The organism is Nordella sp. HKS 07, assembly GCF_011046735.1.
In the GTDB taxonomy this organism is placed as follows: Bacteria; Pseudomonadota; Alphaproteobacteria; order Rhizobiales; family Aestuariivirgaceae; genus Taklimakanibacter.
This window is the reverse complement of sequence record NZ_CP049258.1, coordinates 4,620,781-4,636,731: the sequence shown is the minus strand read 5'-3', so window position 1 is coordinate 4,636,731 and position 15,951 is coordinate 4,620,781. Positions and strand designations below refer to the sequence as shown.

The window sequence follows — 15,951 nt, the reverse complement described above, 5'->3', positions numbered from 1 at the left end:
GATGAGCACGCCCCGCATAGGCCTGGCTTTGGGCGGTGGTGCCGCGCGGGGCCTCGCCCATATCCCCATGCTCGAAGTCTTCGACGAAATGGGGCTCAGACCTTCGATCATCGCCGGCTCCAGTTTCGGCGCGCTGATCGGGGCCGCCTATGCCTCAGGCATTCCCGCCAAGGAGATCGGCGATCATGCCCGCCAGATCCTCGTCAACCGGGTGCAGGCGGCCAAATATCTGTTCGGCGTCAGAGGCGCGAGGCTCAGCGATCTGCTCAAGCGCCGCAGCTTCACCTCGCTCCTGATCGACGGCGAGCAATTGGCGAGCTTCATCTTTCCCGATGGCGTGGCCCAGCGGGTCGAGGATACGCAGATTCCGCTGCGCATCGTCACCACCGATTTCAACGAGCGCCGCGAACATGTGATTTCATCAGGCCCGCTCTGTCAGGCGGTCGCGGCGTCGATCGCCATACCGGGCCTCATCTCCGCTCCCCTCATCAATGGGCGACTTTTTGTCGATGGCGGCATCACCAATCCGGTGCCCTTCGACCATGTGCGGGAAGGCAGCGACATCACCGTCGCCATCGACGTCACGGGCAAGATGCGCGAGCCCCGGCGTGGCCATCACACCAACATGGAGCTCGCCATCGGCTCCATGCTCATCATGTTCCACCAGATCGCGACCCTGCGCCGCCAGCAGAACCCGCCCGACATCTACATCACGCCGCCGATCGAGCGCTATGTCGCCAACGACTTCTTCCGCATCACCGAGATGATCAAGGAGGCCTCGAAGGCCAAGGACGAGCTCAAGCGCGCGCTGGAAATGCGAATCGAAAGAATCACTTGAGCCCGATTTGTTGAGACGTTGATTCAGCCGGCCTTCAGAAGTGGTTGAGTTGCAAGGCCGGGGTGATGGAAGAGACAGGCCGGATCGAACTTGCGCCGCAATCCCTTGAGCCGCTCGCAGGCCGCGGGCGAGAAGGAGCCGTGCGCTCTCTCGGGCCGCTCGAGATCCGCTTCGCCGACATAGTGGCCGAGCGACACCGGCGCCAGGCGGTCGCTCGTATTGCGCAGCCAGGCGACGTTCTCCGCATCGGCACCGGGGTCGCGCCAGATCGCATAGGCGCAGCTGAAAGCCGGGCCGACCCGCGAAAACGCGCCGTCGGGCATGATGTCGGGGCTGAACGGCGGCAGTACCACCGCCAGAGCGAAGGATTCCGGCGACGGGGCGATCGCCACCGCCTCGGCCATCCGCTTCATGAGCATGGCCGGATCGTCCGACCAATTGGTGTCGGCGACAAAGCGCGCACCTTCGGGAAAGAACTGCCCGATGATCCGATAGAGCACATCGAAGGGGGTTTCGAGCGCCAGCTTAATGTCGAGCGGATCTTCCGGCGCGCCGGTCTCGATGATCGCCAAAGTCTCGCCGGCCTCCTCCTCCGTTTCAGCGAAGATCGTCGCCACGGCGGTCAGCACCTTTTCCGAGCGGCCGGCCAAGGGCGGCGGTGCTGAGGACATGACGGCGGTGAACTCGACGTTACGCGGCACGCGCCGCATCGTCCGGCTCATCCACTCCTCGACCTCTTCGACCCGATCCGGCCGGTAGGTCCACACGCTGGTGCGGATCGCCTTCGGCAGGCTGTAGAGGCGCAGCCGATATTCCGTCACCACACCGAAGAACGCCGGCCCCGCGCCCCGCGCGGCCCAGAAGATGTCGGCATTCTCTGAAGCACTTGCCGTGATCAGCGAGCCGTTGGCGAGCACCACATCCACGCTCTCGACATTGTGACAGGCGATGCCCCAGGCGCCGGTATTCCAGCCGAAGCCACCACCCAGCAGATAGCCGGATAGCGGCACGCTGGCGCAATGGCCGGCAGGAAAGGCGAGGCCGTACTCGGCCAGCGCCGCGGCCAGCCGGCCATTGGTCACCGTCGGCTGCGCCCGGGCGATCCGGGCCTCGGGGTCGATGCTCAGCGCGTTCATGTCGGCGAGGTCGAGCACGACACCCTCCTGCAGCGCGATGCCGGACCAGTGATGGCCGCCGCCGCGCACAGAAATGCGCTTGCCGTTTGCGGCGGCGAATCTGACGGCCGCCTGTACATCGGCCGCGTCTTTCACCTTTACGACGATCTCGGGAAAGCGATCGGGCTTGCGGCCGTTCCACAGAAGTCCGGCGCGGAGGGTCTCGTAATGGGCATCGTCACGGGTAACGACAGTCCCCCGGATCGCCAGTCGCAAAGCACGGATATCCATCTTCGTGTCCTCCGAAGGTTGTCGGCGGTTATTCAGGCGAGGCGGGCGGCACGATCTTCATCACGAAGGAGGTCGGCTTCTCGCTGGGGCCGAAGGGGCCCGGCACCTTGTTGCTCACCGGCGGCAGGCTCTTTAGGAAAACCGCGATCGCCTGCGCGTCCTCTGGCGTGAGTGTTGCAAATGCGTGCCAGGGCATCACGGGTGCGAGGATGCGGCCATCGGGCCGGCGGCCCGTCGTAATGGCGGTCACGATGTCGTCCGTCGACCATGTGCCGAGGCCGGTCGCCGCGTCGGGGGGTGAGATTGGGGCCATGGAAAACCCCGAGCTCGGGGATTTCGAAGCCCACCTCGGAGCCGCCGAGGAAGCGCGCCATGTCGGGCTTGCCGAAGAAATAGCCGGGTGTGTGGCAGTCGTTGCAGCCGCCCAGCCCGACGAGATATTTGCCGCGCGCGAGCTGCGTTTCCTCGGCCCTGAGGCCGCCGGAAACCGGCATCAGGGAGGCGACGGCCAGCAGCGCGGCGAGGGCGCAGCGACGGGTGGCGGTCGAAGAGGGAGCGAGGCTGGTCTTCATCGGGCAATTCCTCCGGGGCGCCGCGACATCATCGCGGCGGCATAACCTGTTGATTTTATGAGCCGTTTGGTATCCGGGCCGGTATCGTCGGCGGGTCGCGGAATTACATTGCGGCAAGCGCGGACGCAATCAGCACTCTTGCCAAGTCATTCTGCGTTTTCGCAGAATGGCGCATGATCGACTGGGGAGACCTCCGCTTCGTCCTGGCCATCGCCCGCTCGGGCTCGGCGCTGCGCGCCGCCCAGACGCTCGGCGTCAACCAGACCACGGTCACGCGGCGGATGGCCGATCTCGAGGCCCAGGTCGGCGCCGAACTCTTCGAGCGCAAGCAGAGCGGATATCACCTGACGCCGCTCGGCCGGAAGATCGCCGCTGCGGCCGAGCGGATCGAGGAAGAAGTCAACGCGCTCGAAAGCACGATCGGCGCCGATCAGCGCCTGCTGGCCGGAAGTGTACGGGTCACGACGCCTGAAATGCTCGCCAATATCCTGATCACGCCGTGGCTCAGGACATTCCGCAAGGAGAATCCCGGCATTCTGGTCGAGCTGATGGCGCAGGACCGCCGCCTTGACATCGCGCGCGGCGAGGCCGACGTCGCGTTGCGCGCGGCCATCCGGCAGGCCGAGCCGCTGCAGGGTGCGGGCATCGTGGCGCGGAATTTGTCACGAGTCGGATGGAGCGTCTATTGCAGCCGCGCCTATGCCGAGGAGAACGGCAAACCGGGAACGCTTGACGCTCTCGACGGTCATGCCGTCGTCGCCCTCGACGGCAGCATGGATCAGCTGCCCGGGCCGCGACTGCTGACCCGGCTCACCCCCCATTCGCGGATCAGCGCGCGCAGCAACAGCCTTACCAATCTGGTCATGACGCTCAAGGCCGGCCTCGGCATCGCGATGCTGCCCTGCCTTGCCGGCGATGCCGATCCGGACCTGGTGCGCTGCCTGCCGCCGATCCCCGAACTGGAGGGCGACCTGCTTCTCGTGGTGCGCGAGGAGATCAGGTCGTCGCCCCATGTGCGCGCCTTCACCGAGTCGCTCGCGGCCCATATCAAAGGCTATCGCGCGCAGCTCGCGGGCGATTCGCCTTAAGCAGAAAAACGAGTCGAAAGAAACACTTGAAGGGGCGAGCTGAGAAGGAGATTCAACCGCGCCGCTCGCGGAAGAACTGCCGGAGCAGCGCCTGGCCCTTCGCCTCGGCCATGCCGCCATAGACCTCGGGCCGGTGATGGCAGGTCTCCTGGTTGAAGAAGCGGGGGCCGTGCTCGACGCCGCCCATCTTGATATCGTCCGTCGCGAAATAGAGCCGCCGCAATCGCGCGAAGGAGATCGCCGCCGCGCACATGGCGCAGGGCTCGAGCGTCACATAGATGTCGAGGCCCACCAGCCTTTCGCTGCCGAGCCTGGCGGCCGCCTCCCTGATGGCGAGAAGCTCGGCATGCGCCGTCGGGTCTTTGAGCTCCAGCGTGCGGTTGCCGGCCTTTGCCACGACATTGCCCGACTGATCGACGATGACACAGCCTATCGGCACCTCGCCGCGCCCACCGGCCGATTCGGCCTCGGCGAAAGCGAGCGACAGGGGATCTGTTGTTGGCTCCGGCGGCAGGGTGTGCTTCATGCTCGTTCACATGAACGCGAAAGGAACGGGATGGTCAAGGATAGTCCAAAGGAAAGCGCCTTCGAGGGCGAGCGCATCGCCAAGGCGATCGCCCGCGCCGGCCTGTGCTCCCGGCGCGACGCCGAGCGGCTGATCGCCGACGGCCGCGTCAAGCTCAATGGCAAGGTGCTCAGCTCCCCCGCCATCAATGTGAAGCCGTCCGACGATGTGCGCGTCGACGGTCAGCCGCTGCCGCAGAAGGAGGAAAGCCGGCTGTGGCGCTATCACAAGCCGGCCGGGCTCGTCACCAGCCACAAGGACCCGGAAGGCCGGCGCACCGTCTTCGACGCCCTGCGCGAGCAGCTGCCGCGGGTGATCTCGATCGGCAGGCTCGATATCAATACCGAGGGCCTGCTGCTCCTCACCAATGACGGCGAGCTGGCGCGGCTCTTGGAACTCCCCGCCACCGGCTGGGTCCGGCGCTACCGGGTGCGCGCCTATGGCAAGCCCGATCCGGCGGCGCTCGCCAGGCTCGCCGGCGGCGTCACCCTCGAGGGCATCCATTACGGCCCGATCGAGGCGACCCTCGACAAGGCGCAGGGCGACAATGCTTGGCTCAATATCGCCATCCGCGAGGGCAAGAACCGCGAGGTGAAAAAGATCTGCGAGCATCTGGGCCTTACGGTGAACCGCCTCATCCGCATCGCTTTCGGGCCGTTCCAGCTCGGTGATCTCGAGCGTGGCGGCATCTCCGAAGTGCCGGCCAAGGTGCTGGCCGAGCAGCTCGGGCGCAAGGTGACGGTGCCGGAGCGCGGGCCGGCGCATCGCCGGAACAAGCCCGATCAGCGCGGGCAAAAGCCGCAAAGGAAGGCGAGGGCTTGATCGCCCACCCCACCTTGCGCTATCGAGGCGCCCCATGACGCGCAAAACGACCATCACGCAACAAACGACCCGGCAGCAACCGGCGTGCGATCTGTTGCGCGTGATGGCGAGACCTGGCGTCTAAGTCCTCTTCCATCCTGCAGCAGTTCCCGCCCAGCAAACCCGGCGGGGCCCCTCGATTGACGAACTCCCCGCATCTCACGCAAGGAGAGTTCCATGACCAGTCTCACCAGCCTTCTGCCGATCTTCATTACCGCCATGGGCTTCGGCCTCGCGGTGGCCGCCCCCGTCGGACCGATGAGCATCCTCTGCATGCGGCGCAGCCTGGCCGAGGGCTGGCGCCCCGGCCTCGCCACCGGCGTCGGTATCGCCACCGGCGATGGGATCTATGCCGCCGTGGCGGCCTTGGGCCTCACCGGCATCTCCGAATTCATGCTGGCCTATGACCGCCCGCTCCATCTCGCCGCCGGCCTGTTCCTGCTCTATCTGGGGCTCAAGACATTCTGGCGCCGTCCAGTCGAGAACGGCACGCTGCCGGCACCCTCGGTCGTCTCGACATTCCGGGCCTTCTGGGGCTCGCTGCTCCTCACCCTCACCAACCCGCCGACCATCATCATGTTCGCCGCCATTTTCGCGGCCCTAGCCCCCAAGGGTGGCTTCGAGCCGGCGACCGCGCTCGCGACCGTCTCTGGCGTGACGCTCGGATCGCTGCTGTGGTGGATTTTCATTGTCGGCGGCGTCACGGTCTTCCGCCATGCGCTCGGCCAGCGCGTGCGCCTGTGGATCGACCGCCTCGCCGGCAGCTTCCTCGTCTTTTTCGGTGTTTCCGAAATCCGCCGCGGCCTGTAAAGGTCGCGGCGATTGAGGGGGCAGCGGCCAGCAGCATGCGCATCATCGGCGGAAAATTCAAAGGGCACGGCCTCGCAGGGCCCAAGGGACAGGCGACGCGGCCGACCTCGGACCGGGTGCGTGAATCGATCTTTAACATCCTGGCGCATGGGGTGGAGGGCTTCGCGCTCGAGGGTGCGCGCGTCCTCGATCTCTTCGCCGGCACCGGCGCCATGGGGCTCGAGGCCCTGTCGCGCGGCGCCCGCTTCTGCCAGTTCGTCGACGAGTCGGCGGAAGCGCGCGGCGTCATCCGCCGCAATGCCGACGCGCTGGGCCTCATCGGGCAATGCAAGATCTGGCGGCGCGACGCGACGAGGCTCGGCCCTGCCGCGCCGCAGCCGGGCTTCGATCTCGTCTTCGCCGATCCGCCCTACAACAAGGACCTCGGCAGCAAGGCGCTCGCCGCGCTGGTGGCGGGCGGATGGCTCAATCCGCAAGCCGTCGTCGTGGTGGAAGAAGCCGAGAAGGCCACGCTCGCCTGCCCGCCCGAGCTCAGCGAGCTCGACCGGCGCGTCTATGGCGACACGCAGGTCCTCATCGCACGGGCGGCCTGATCAGCTCCTGCCGAACAGCCGCTCGATGTCACTGAGCTTCAACTCGATATAGGTCGGACGGCCGTGATTGCACTGGCCGGAGTTCGGCGTCACTTCCATCTGGCGCAGGAGCGCGTTCATTTCCTCCGGCCGCAGCTGGCGGCCGGAGCGCACCGAATGATGGCAGGCCATGGTGGCGAGCAGATGATTGACGCGCTCCTCGACGGTTGCTGAAGACTCCTCGCCGAGATCATCGGCGACGTCGCGCACCAGTCTCGCGATATTGCCGCCCGACAAAGCGGCCGGCACTTCGCGCACCACGATCGATCCTTCACCGAAGGGCTCGAGCACGAGGCCGAGCTCGGCCAGGAGTTCCTGCGCGGTGGCGAGACGCTCGACCGACACTGCATCGAGATCGACGACATCGGGAATGAGCAGCGGCTGCGTGGCGATGCGCCGGCCCGCCCGCTCGGCCTTCAGCCTTTCATAGACGAGGCGCTCATGGGCGGCATGCTGATCGACGATGACGATGCCTTGCTCGGTCTGCGCCAGGATGTAGTTCTCATGGAACTGGGCGCGCGCGGCACCTAAGGGATGCGCCGGTTCGACAATCGGCTCGACTTCCGCGACCCGGGCCGAGGCGACATTGTCCATCGCGAAAAACGCCTGTTCTTCCGCCATGCCGTCGCGCTGCGGCGCCGGCGCGAAGCCTGCGAAAGCGCGCTCGATCGCGCCGCCGGGGCGTGGCGGCGGCGGCGCCAGAGGACGGAGCGCGCCGAGCGTCGCCGAGGACAGGCCCACCGCCGTCTTGCGGCTCGATTGTCCGAGCGCGTCGCGGATCGCCGACACGATGGCGCCGCGCACCAGGCCTGAATCGCGGAAGCGCACCTCGGCCTTGGCCGGATGGACATTCACGTCGACGAAGGCGCTCGGGCAGTCGATGAAGAGGCAGACGGCGGGAAAGCGTCCGCGCATCAGAAGATCGGCATAGGCACCGCGAATGGCGCCGGCGAGAAGCTTGTCGCGCACCGGCCGGCCATTGACGAAGAAGAACTGCAGGCCTCCCTGCGCGCGGTGATAGGTCGGAAGGCTCGCGAGGCCCCAGATGCGGAACGGCTCCTTGCCGCCCTCGAAATCGACCATGTTGGCGAAGACCTCTTCACCCATCACACGCTGGATGCGCCGGCGCCTGCCCTTCTCGTCGGCCGTCTCGGGCGGAAGATCGATGAGGACACGCTCTTCGGAGGTGAAGCTCCAGCCGACATGGGGCACGGCGAGCGCCAGGCGGCGCACCACATCGGCGGCCTCCGCCGTCTCGGCGCGCGGCGATTTTAGGAATTTGAGCCGCGCCGGCACGGCGAAGAAGAGATCGCGGACCTCGACGACGCTGCCGTCGATGCGCGCCGATGGCATCGGCTCCGCCTTGCGGCCGCCCGCCACGTCGATCTTCCAGGTGTCGCTCATCGAACGCGCGCGCGAGGTGAGCGTCAGGCGGCTCACCGCGCCGATGGAGGGCAGCGCCTCGCCGCGGAAGCCCAGCGTTTTGATCTCGATGAGATCGTCGTCGGCGAGCTTGGAGGTGGCATGGCGCTCGACGGCAAGATCGAGCTCGTCGCGGTCCATGCCCTCGCCGTCGTCGGAGACGCGGATCAGGCTGCGGCCGCCGTCGCGGAAGGCGATATCGATCTGGCGCGCGCCGGCATCGACGGCGTTCTCCGCCAGTTCCTTGACGACGCTCGCCGGGCGCTCGATCACCTCGCCGGCCGCGATGCGGTTGGCGATGCCTTCCGGTAGTCTACGAATCTTCATCCGGCGAGTTTAGTGCCCTGTGGGGCAGGACGCCAATCCGTCCTTAGAGCAGCTCGGCCATGACGGCCAGCAGCCGATTGATCTGCGCCGGGCTGTGCTCGGAGAAGACCGCGATGCGCAGGGTCGCGACATCGGCCGCATCCGAATAGCCCCGCGCCGGCGTCAGCTTCACGATGATATCGCGCTCGGCAAGACGGTCGCGCAACCCCTCCAGATCGACCTCGCCCGCGATGGTCACGATCGGCACCGGCGTATCGGCCACATCGAAGCCCAGCTTTCTCAGACCATCGCGGATATGCTTGACGTTGCTGCGCAGACTGGAGCGCATCTCCGGCCTCGACTGAAGTATGCGCAACGATGTCGCCGCCGCCGCGGCCAGACCCGGCGGCGCCGGCGAGGCGCCGCGCAGGATCATCGCCTTGCGCGCGATCTTCTCGGCCAGCGCCGCATCGGCGGGCACGACGCCGCCCAGCGCGCCAAAGGCCTTGCTCAGCGTGCCGGCAAGATAGTTGCCCGCTCCTTCCAGGCCGGCATGCTGCAGCGAGCCGCGTCCGCTTTCCCCGAGGACGCCGACACCGTGCGAATCATCGATGCATAGCAGCGCCCCTTCATAGGGCGCCATGACTTCGCGATAGTCGGCCAGAGGGGCCAGCCTGCCGGAAGACGGAAAGACACCGTCGGTCACGATCACCGGCCGCTGCCCTGGCCGCAGGTGACGCGCGAGTTCCTCGGCGAGGCTGTCGGGATCGGCATGGCGGAACGGGTGGACCGGCTTGCCGAGTGTCGGCACCGCGTCCAACGCGCTGTAATGGGTGGCGGCGTCGATGAACACCACATCGAAATCGTCCTGCAGGCCCTGCAGCAATGCCATCGGACTGGAGTAGCCCGAAATCATGTAGACGACCTCGTCGGCGGCGAACCACTGCCGCAGGCGCTGCTGCAGATCGGCATAGACCTGCATCCTTGCCAGCGTGCCGGGCCCCATGCCGAAGGTCCTGGTCGCGGCGCAGGCCGCATCGATCACTTCCGGATGGCCGTGCAGGCAGAAATAGCTGGTGCCGCAGTAATAGTCGACCTCGCGCCCGTCAATGAGCATGCGCGCGCCGAGCGGCGATTCCATCGTAATCGGCGTGACCATGGACGGCTGATTGCTCATGCGGCCGATGCCCGGGAGCGGCCGCGTTGCGCCAGGAACATGGGACCGACGCGAATGCCGCGGCGGCCGTTCTCGTCCACGGCATCGAGCTCGAGGAGCTCATCCTCGTAGAGACGGCCATGCATCCGATAGCGGCCGTCCTCGAGCGGCTCGCAGGAATGAGTGAAGAAATACTCGATCAGGCATTTGAGCCCGCTTTGGCTATAGAACAGATAGGTGATGTTGAAGTCGGGTCCATATTCACCGAGATGGGGCTCGATATTCCGGGGCGGCTCCGCATCGGACATTGTCTCGACGCGTGTCCAGGTTGCCCCCTTCCACACCAGCTCGTCCTCTCGCGGAAAGCTCAGATCGAGATGCGGATAATCGGCGCCGCGGCCATAGATACGCCCGTCGATCACGAAATCGTCGCCGGCGACAGGACGGATCTCGAGCGGCACGCCCTCGCCCATGAGATAGAGCTTGCCCGGCTTCGCCTTGACCTCGACCACCTCCCCGCTCGCCTGGTCGCGATAGTGACCCGGCAGCCGCGCGAATTGCTCATCGGTGATCGCCGGCGGCCGCTGCGTCCGTTCAAGCCGCGCGCCCATATTGCGTTCGGCAAGAACGATACGCAGCCCGTCCACCCCCAGCCGCGAGGCGATCTGATTGGCGAAATCGAGCGTCGCGAAGATCAGCACGCCGATACCGGCGGCGGGCAGCAGCAGCATCTGGGACGCATAACCGTAGATCGCTCCGCCATGGCCGACCGACGTCCAGCCGTCGACATCGCCGACGCCGAAACACATGCCATAGTCCGCCAACGCTTTGTCGTGGCCGGCAGGACGCTTGCCGAAAGGCGCCCACATATCACGCAGCGAGGCCGGCGAAATGATCGCCCGCCCGTCGGGCGCGAAGCCGCCGCGCAGGAGGCATTGCGCATAGCGCGCCATATCGCCCGTCGTGGAGAGGATGCTCCCCGCCGGCGAGCCGCCGAGGTTGAACACAGGGGCCGGCATATCGCCCTCCAGCGTCCACATGTCGGCCGGCGCCAGCCTCGCGCCGATATCGGGCGGCACCTCGCAATGAGAATGGCCCATGCGGAGCGGCTTCAGCACATTCGCGGTGAGGTAATCACAATAGCTTTGCCCGGTCACCGTCTCGATCACCCTGCCGACGACGGCAATGCCGGCATTGGAGTAATGCATGACGCCGCTGCTCGGATCCTGCTTGAGGGTCGATCCGGCGAGCTCGGCCACGGTATCCGCCAGCGGCGGGCGCGTCGCGTCGAGATAGTGGCCGCTCTTCGGCTCGCGCACCATCCCCGCCGTGTGGCTCATCAGCTTGCGCAGGCTGACATGCCCGCCATAAGGCCCCGTTTCGGCGCCGGCAAACGGGTTGACCGGGTGAAATCCGGGCAGATATCGGGACACGTCCGCCTCGATGTCGACGAGCCCCCTCTCGGCAAGCTGCATCAGCGCCACGGCAGTGAAGCTCTTGGTGATCGACCCGATGCGGAAGCAGGTATCGGCGCGCATGTCGAAATGGCGATCATGGCGCTGGATGTGCCCTTCGGCGAGGAGCCCGTCACGGTCCACCAGGGCATAGGAGATCGAGGGTATCGCCTTGTCTTCGACTTCGTGGCGGATCAGATCCTCGAACAGCGCGATGGCGGCGGCCGACAATTCAGGCATGTAGTTTCCTTCTCATCAATGGGAGTGACGCGGGTCGAGCACGTCCCGCAGCGCATCGCCGACAAGGTTCCAGGACAGCACGAAGAGGAAGACCGCCGCACCCGGGAAGGCCAGCGTATACCAATATTGAAGCGGATTGCCAGAATGGCGTAGGGAGATCCCTGATCTGTTCGCCCGTAGATCTGGAGCATGCAGTTCATTCACGATTGAGGCTTCTGCAGAAGAATCCCGAACGCGTTCGAGCGTTCTTTCGAGCGGAGAGCACTCGATATGCCGCAGCGGCATGAGATTGTTATTCGGGAATATCAGCGATCCGCCGATCTGGAGCGGATCTTGGAAATCGCCACCGCCCTTCCCGCCTGGTTTACTCGATCGGGGATTCGCTCCATGCAGGCGGATCTTCGTTATCAGTGCGGGTTTGTGGCGGAGGACGGCAATAAGGAGGTGGTCGGCTTCATTTCGTTTTTCGTGAATCAGGGCAAGGCCGAGATTGGCTGGATGGGAATTCGCCCCGACCTTCACCGCCAGGGAGTGGGTCGTAGCCTTCTCCATCGATTGCTCAGGGAGCTTGAGTCTACGCAGGTGGGCGAGCTGTATGTCCACACCCTAGGAGACACCGTGGACTACGAGCCGTACCAAAGAACGCGCAAGTTTTATCGGCAGATGGGATTTCAGGATTTCAAGCGAATCGCGAATCCAGAAAACCCGGAGTGCGAGGAAGAACTAATCCTTCTTTTGAAGCTACCCGTCTAGATACTTCTGAACTGGCAAATATATGAATCGATCACGTATATGAGTTTGGATTGTTTCAATCCAAACTCATCGTGATCTATTCGCTCAGGCGCCAATCCGCCGCCTCGACGATTAGATCGAGAAAAGCGCGCACCTTGCCGGGCAGCAGACGCGCCGTGGGATAGACCGCATGGATGGGCATGGGCTCCGGCGCGAAGCCCTGAAGCACTTCGACGAGCCGGCCGTCTTTGATCGCATCGCGCACCTGATAATAGAACACGCGGGCGATACCGGCGCCGCCCAGCGCCCACGAAATGGCGGCATCGCCGTTGTTGACCATGAGACGCGGCTCGACACGGACTTCGAGGTCTTTTGCGAATGACCAGTGATGCGGCGGGGCCGCGGGCGCGAAGGAAATAATGCTGAACTTCACCAGGTCATCCGGATGGAGCGGGATGCCGGCCCTGGCCAGATAGACGGGACTCGCGACAAGGGCTCGCCGCGTCTCGCCGAGACGGCGGGCGATCAGTTGCGAATCCGGCAGATGGCCGATCCGGACCGCCAGATCGAGCCCCTCCTCGACGAGATTGACGAAACGGTCGGAGAGAGTGAGGTCGATGGTGACCTGTGGGTAGCGCTCGACAAAACCGGCGAGCAGCGGCGCCACATGCAGGCGGCCGAAGATCACCGGCGCCGTCACGGAGAGCCTGCCGCGCGGCCCGGCCTTTTCGTCCTGCGCCGCGGCTTCCGCCTCTTCGAGATCGGAAAGGATGCGCCGGGCGCGGGCGAGAAACCGGCCGCCGGCATCGGTGAGGCTGATCGAGCGGGTGGTGCGGTGGAAGAGCCTGGTGCCGAGACGGGCTTCCAGGGCGGCGATGTGGCGCGACATGACCGAGGGCGAAAGCCCCAGTTTCCTGGCCGCGCCGGTCAGGCTTCCGGCATCGCATACGGACACGAAGGCCGTGATGGTCTCGAAGCGGTCCATGATTATTGCAAAACTAGCAATAATCTTTTGTCATCGCCATTTATTATCATTCCCTGCAGAAGAATTATTTTGGAGGCATGAGCACTCCTTCCAGCGACATCGCCTTCACACCCCGCGTCAAAGCCATCCAGGCCGAGCGCGGCTCGCGGACCGGCTATGAGAAAATGGAGGAGCGCGGTGGTTTCCGAACCGAACTGACGGAGGATCTCGCCCAGTTCCTCGCCGGCATCGACACCGCCTTCCTGGCGACCGTCAATGCGGCCGGACAGCCCTACGCCCAGCATCGGGGCGGCCCCAAGGGTTTCATCAAGATCGTGGGCCCCAAAACGCTGGGTTTCGCCGATTACAAGGGCAACCGGCAATACATCACCACCGGCAACCTCGCCGAGAATGACCGCGCCTTCCTGTTCCTCATGGATTATTCGCATCGCCGGCGGGTGAAGCTCTGGGGGCGCGCCCGCGTGGTGGCCGACGACGACGCGCTCATCCAGCGCCTGATGCCCGAGGACTATGCTGCCAGGCCCGAACAGGCCATCCTGTTCGAGGTCGAGGCCTGGGACATTAACTGCCCGCAGCACATCCCGCAGAAGATCGATGGCGCCGATGTGGCGCGCGTGCTCGAAGAGCTGCAGGCTCGCGTTGCGTCACTCGAGGCCGAGAACGCCGCCTTGCGGGCGAGCCTTCCCTGAACATTCGGGAACTTTTTGCCGGACTGGAACTTATCTCTAAGCGGGGTTTGCCGGCAGCTCGAATTCGTCAGGAGGTCCGAATGAATGGTCGTGCCATATTCGTCTCTTTGTTTCTTCTCTGCGGGGCGGCTCAGGCCTACAGCGCCACCAAGGACGACTCGGTTCTTATCGGACCGTGGAAGATCGAGGCGAGCTTCACCAAGGAGCAGAAATTCGACCGCTGCATGATGAGCCGCATGGTGGACAACGGAGTCGAGGCGAGCTTCGCGCGCGATAGCGCCGGCACATCGCTCACCATGACGTCGGAGCGCTGGAAGCTCGACAGCGGCAAGGCCTATCCGGTCGCATTCGTGGCGGGAAAAACCAGTTGGAAAACGGATGTCACGGCGACCGCCGACACGGTGCGGGTAGCCTTGACCGATGAGCGTTTCAACAAGGCGTTGCGCAACGCCAACCGGCTTGAGGTGCGCGGCGCCGGTTCGACCATCACGATCCCGCTCGACAAGAGCGCCGCCGCGCTGGAGCGGCTCGATCGCTGCTACCAAAACAACCGCAATGCCGGCGAGACCAATCCTTTCGAAGCGCCGAAGCCATAACGTCCTGACGAACGTCGAGTCCATTCAATAAACGCAAGCGGGCGGCGCCTGCTGCATTGACGAAAATTTAATGGATCCCGGCTTTCGCGGGGATGAGGACGGGCGGATGGCTCCCCCGCACCCTCACGCTGAGGTGGCCGCGAAGCGGCACTCAAAGCGTCCATCAGGATAGAACGAAATAGCGAAACACACTTTTCGAGGGCCCTCCGGCATTCGCCGGGGTCGCGCCTCAGGGTGAGGGCAGACTTCTTACCAGACTCATTGCCAGCCCTCTCACGGCGCCGTCGGCGTGATCCCCACCGGCTTGCCGACCACCGTCACGATGAGCTTGTCCGTGTCGGAGATGCTCTTGGCCTGCGCCTTCGCCTCCTCGAGCGTCACCGCATTGACCATCTCGTTGCGTCGGTTGATATAGTCGATGCCGAGATTGTCCTGCTGGATGGCGAGAAGCTGGCTGGCGATCTTCGAGTTGGAATCGAAGCGCAAGTCATAAGATCCAGTGAGATAAGTCTTGGTCTCGGCGAGTTCCTCGGCGGTCGGCCCCTCCTCGGCGAACTTCTTCATCGTCTCCTTGACGACGGTGAGCGCCTCGCCCGCCTTGTCGTTGCGCGTGCCGAGCTGCCCGAAAACGAGGCCGGCACGGTCGAAGGGATAGAGGCTGAGCGAGACGCCATAGGTGAGGCCGCGCTTCTCGCGCACTTCGTCGGTGAGGCGCGAGCCGAAGCCGCCGCCGCCGAGGATGAAGCTCGTGACATAGGCCGGGATGAAATTCGGATCGGCGCGCAGGATGCCGTCATGCCCGAAGGTGATGATGCTCTGCGGGATGTCGCGGTCGATCACCTCGATCGAGGCCTTGTCGGCGGCATGGACCATCGCCGGGGGCTTAGGCGGCTCGCTGTCGGGAAGATCGCCGAAGGTGTCGTCGAGCAGCTTGGCCAGATCCTCCGCTTTGATATCGCCGACGACGGCCACTTTCAGCCCTTTGCGGGAGAAGAGCTGCTTGTGCATGGCGCGCAGGTCGTCCTGGGTGATGGTCGCCAATGACGTGACGGTGCCTTCCGATTCCCGTGCATAGGGATGATCGCCAAAAGCCTTCACCATCCAGGCGCTGGACGAGATGCTCTCCGGCTCCTCGGCGTTCTGGCGCGCGCCGATCAGGAGCTGGTCGCGCACCCGGTCCATCGGGTCCTTGTCGAAGCGAGGCTTCGTCATCGCCAGCTTCAACAGCGCGAGAGACTCGTCGCGCTTGGCGGAGAGCGTCTGGAACGAGCCCTGGAACTGGTCGAAATTCGCATCGAAGGACATCTTCATGGCGAGATCGTCGCGCTTGGCCTGGAAGGCCTCCGAATCGAGGTCACCGGCCCCCTCGTCCATCATCGCGGTGATGAAATGGGCCGTGCCTTCCTTGCCCTTGGGATCGTTCGCGGCTCCGCCCTGGAACGAGAACTGCATGGCGATGAGAGGATTGGTGTGGTCCTCGACCAGCCATGCGGTGATGCCCCCCTTGCTCTTCACCTCCTTGATCTCGACCGCCTCGGCGGGGACGACATAAATCGCGACAACGGCGAATACCGCAAGCAGCGGGCGGAGCGGGCGCAT

Annotated in this window: 16 protein-coding genes and 1 pseudogene; 9 read left to right on the top strand and 8 right to left on the bottom strand. The window is 65.0% G+C overall.

The features are described 5' to 3' along the window. Nucleotide 1: 1 nt before the first annotated feature. A complete protein-coding gene (locus tag G5V57_RS21835; RefSeq protein WP_165169651.1) occupies nucleotides 2–838 on the top strand; it encodes a patatin-like phospholipase family protein in 837 nt (278 codons plus the stop codon). Between the two features lie 23 nt (nucleotides 839–861). On the opposite strand, the gene G5V57_RS21830 is transcribed toward G5V57_RS21835, so the two are convergent. Both G5V57_RS21830 and G5V57_RS21825 read right to left on the bottom strand, forming a co-directional pair. Next, entirely contained in the window at nucleotides 862–2,244 is a 1,383-nt protein-coding gene (locus tag G5V57_RS21830) for an FAD-binding oxidoreductase (protein ID WP_165169650.1), read from the bottom strand. Between the two features lie 28 nt (nucleotides 2,245–2,272). Beyond that, a pseudogene (locus tag G5V57_RS21825) lies at nucleotides 2,273–2,672 on the bottom strand (cytochrome c). Between G5V57_RS21825 and G5V57_RS34505 the strand changes: the two are divergent. Further along, complete coding sequence (locus G5V57_RS34505; RefSeq protein ID WP_246737773.1) at nucleotides 2,556–2,861, top strand: hypothetical protein; 306 nt, start codon at nucleotides 2,556–2,558, stop codon at nucleotides 2,859–2,861. The pseudogene G5V57_RS21825 and the gene G5V57_RS34505 overlap by 117 nt on opposite strands. A gap of 128 nt (nucleotides 2,862–2,989) precedes the next feature. Continuing rightward, a complete protein-coding gene (locus G5V57_RS21820; RefSeq protein WP_165169649.1) occupies nucleotides 2,990–3,904 on the top strand; it encodes a LysR family transcriptional regulator in 915 nt (304 codons plus the stop codon). Between the two features lie 52 nt (nucleotides 3,905–3,956). Here G5V57_RS21820 and G5V57_RS21815 read toward each other — a convergent pair whose 3' ends face one another. Continuing rightward, nucleotides 3,957–4,430, bottom strand: coding sequence for a nucleoside deaminase (locus G5V57_RS21815; protein WP_165169648.1), 474 nt, complete (start codon nucleotides 4,428–4,430; stop codon nucleotides 3,957–3,959). Between the two features lie 30 nt (nucleotides 4,431–4,460). On the opposite strand from G5V57_RS21815, the gene G5V57_RS21810 reads away from it, so the two are divergent. From G5V57_RS21810 to rsmD, 3 genes are all read left to right on the top strand, one after another. Beyond that, nucleotides 4,461–5,291 carry a pseudouridine synthase gene (locus G5V57_RS21810; RefSeq protein ID WP_165169647.1) on the top strand — a complete coding sequence of 277 codons (831 nt, stop codon included), beginning with the start codon at nucleotides 4,461–4,463 and terminating at the stop codon, nucleotides 5,289–5,291. A gap of 216 nt (nucleotides 5,292–5,507) precedes the next feature. After that, a complete protein-coding gene (locus tag G5V57_RS21805) occupies nucleotides 5,508–6,140 on the top strand; it encodes a LysE family translocator (protein WP_165169646.1) in 633 nt (210 codons plus the stop codon). A gap of 35 nt (nucleotides 6,141–6,175) precedes the next feature. Further along, nucleotides 6,176–6,733: a 16S rRNA (guanine(966)-N(2))-methyltransferase RsmD gene (rsmD, locus tag G5V57_RS21800; RefSeq protein ID WP_165169645.1), complete on the top strand. Its 558-nt coding sequence runs from the start codon at nucleotides 6,176–6,178 to the stop codon at nucleotides 6,731–6,733. Here the strand turns inward: rsmD and mutL are convergent, their stop codons facing one another. From mutL to G5V57_RS21785, 3 genes are read right to left on the bottom strand one after another with little or no spacing between them, the layout of a single operon-like run. Next, nucleotides 6,734–8,521, bottom strand: coding sequence for a DNA mismatch repair endonuclease MutL (mutL, locus tag G5V57_RS21795; RefSeq protein WP_165169644.1), 1,788 nt, complete (start codon nucleotides 8,519–8,521; stop codon nucleotides 6,734–6,736). 43 nt (nucleotides 8,522–8,564) lie between these two features. Next, on the bottom strand, nucleotides 8,565–9,677 hold the full coding sequence (locus G5V57_RS21790; protein WP_246737312.1) for a pyridoxal phosphate-dependent aminotransferase family protein: 1,113 nt from the start codon (nucleotides 9,675–9,677) through the stop codon (nucleotides 8,565–8,567). After that, entirely contained in the window at nucleotides 9,674–11,350 is a 1,677-nt protein-coding gene (locus G5V57_RS21785; protein ID WP_165169643.1) for a serine hydrolase, read from the bottom strand. Before G5V57_RS21785 ends, G5V57_RS21790 begins: the two co-directional genes overlap by 4 nt. A gap of 270 nt (nucleotides 11,351–11,620) precedes the next feature. Between G5V57_RS21785 and G5V57_RS21780 the strand changes: the two genes are divergently transcribed. Further along, nucleotides 11,621–12,103 carry a GNAT family N-acetyltransferase gene (locus G5V57_RS21780; protein WP_165169642.1) on the top strand — a complete coding sequence of 161 codons (483 nt, stop codon included), beginning with the start codon at nucleotides 11,621–11,623 and terminating at the stop codon, nucleotides 12,101–12,103. A 76-nt stretch (nucleotides 12,104–12,179) separates the two neighbouring features. Here the strand turns inward: G5V57_RS21780 and G5V57_RS21775 are convergent, their stop codons facing one another. Next, a complete protein-coding gene (locus G5V57_RS21775; RefSeq protein WP_165169641.1) occupies nucleotides 12,180–13,067 on the bottom strand; it encodes a LysR family transcriptional regulator in 888 nt (295 codons plus the stop codon). 77 nt (nucleotides 13,068–13,144) lie between these two features. Here G5V57_RS21775 and G5V57_RS21770 point away from each other — a divergent pair, with 77 nt between their 5' ends. Further along, nucleotides 13,145–13,756: a pyridoxamine 5'-phosphate oxidase family protein gene (locus tag G5V57_RS21770; RefSeq protein ID WP_165169640.1), complete on the top strand. Its 612-nt coding sequence runs from the start codon at nucleotides 13,145–13,147 to the stop codon at nucleotides 13,754–13,756. An 80-nt stretch (nucleotides 13,757–13,836) separates the two neighbouring features. Further along, nucleotides 13,837–14,352: a hypothetical protein gene (locus G5V57_RS21765; RefSeq protein ID WP_165169639.1), complete on the top strand. Its 516-nt coding sequence runs from the start codon at nucleotides 13,837–13,839 to the stop codon at nucleotides 14,350–14,352. Nucleotides 14,353–14,625: 273 nt separating this feature from the next. Here G5V57_RS21765 and G5V57_RS21760 read toward each other — a convergent pair whose 3' ends face one another. Next, the gene (locus G5V57_RS21760; RefSeq protein WP_165169638.1) at nucleotides 14,626–15,951 is read right to left on the bottom strand and encodes a pitrilysin family protein; all 1,326 of its coding nucleotides are present in this window, start codon (nucleotides 15,949–15,951) and stop codon (nucleotides 14,626–14,628) included.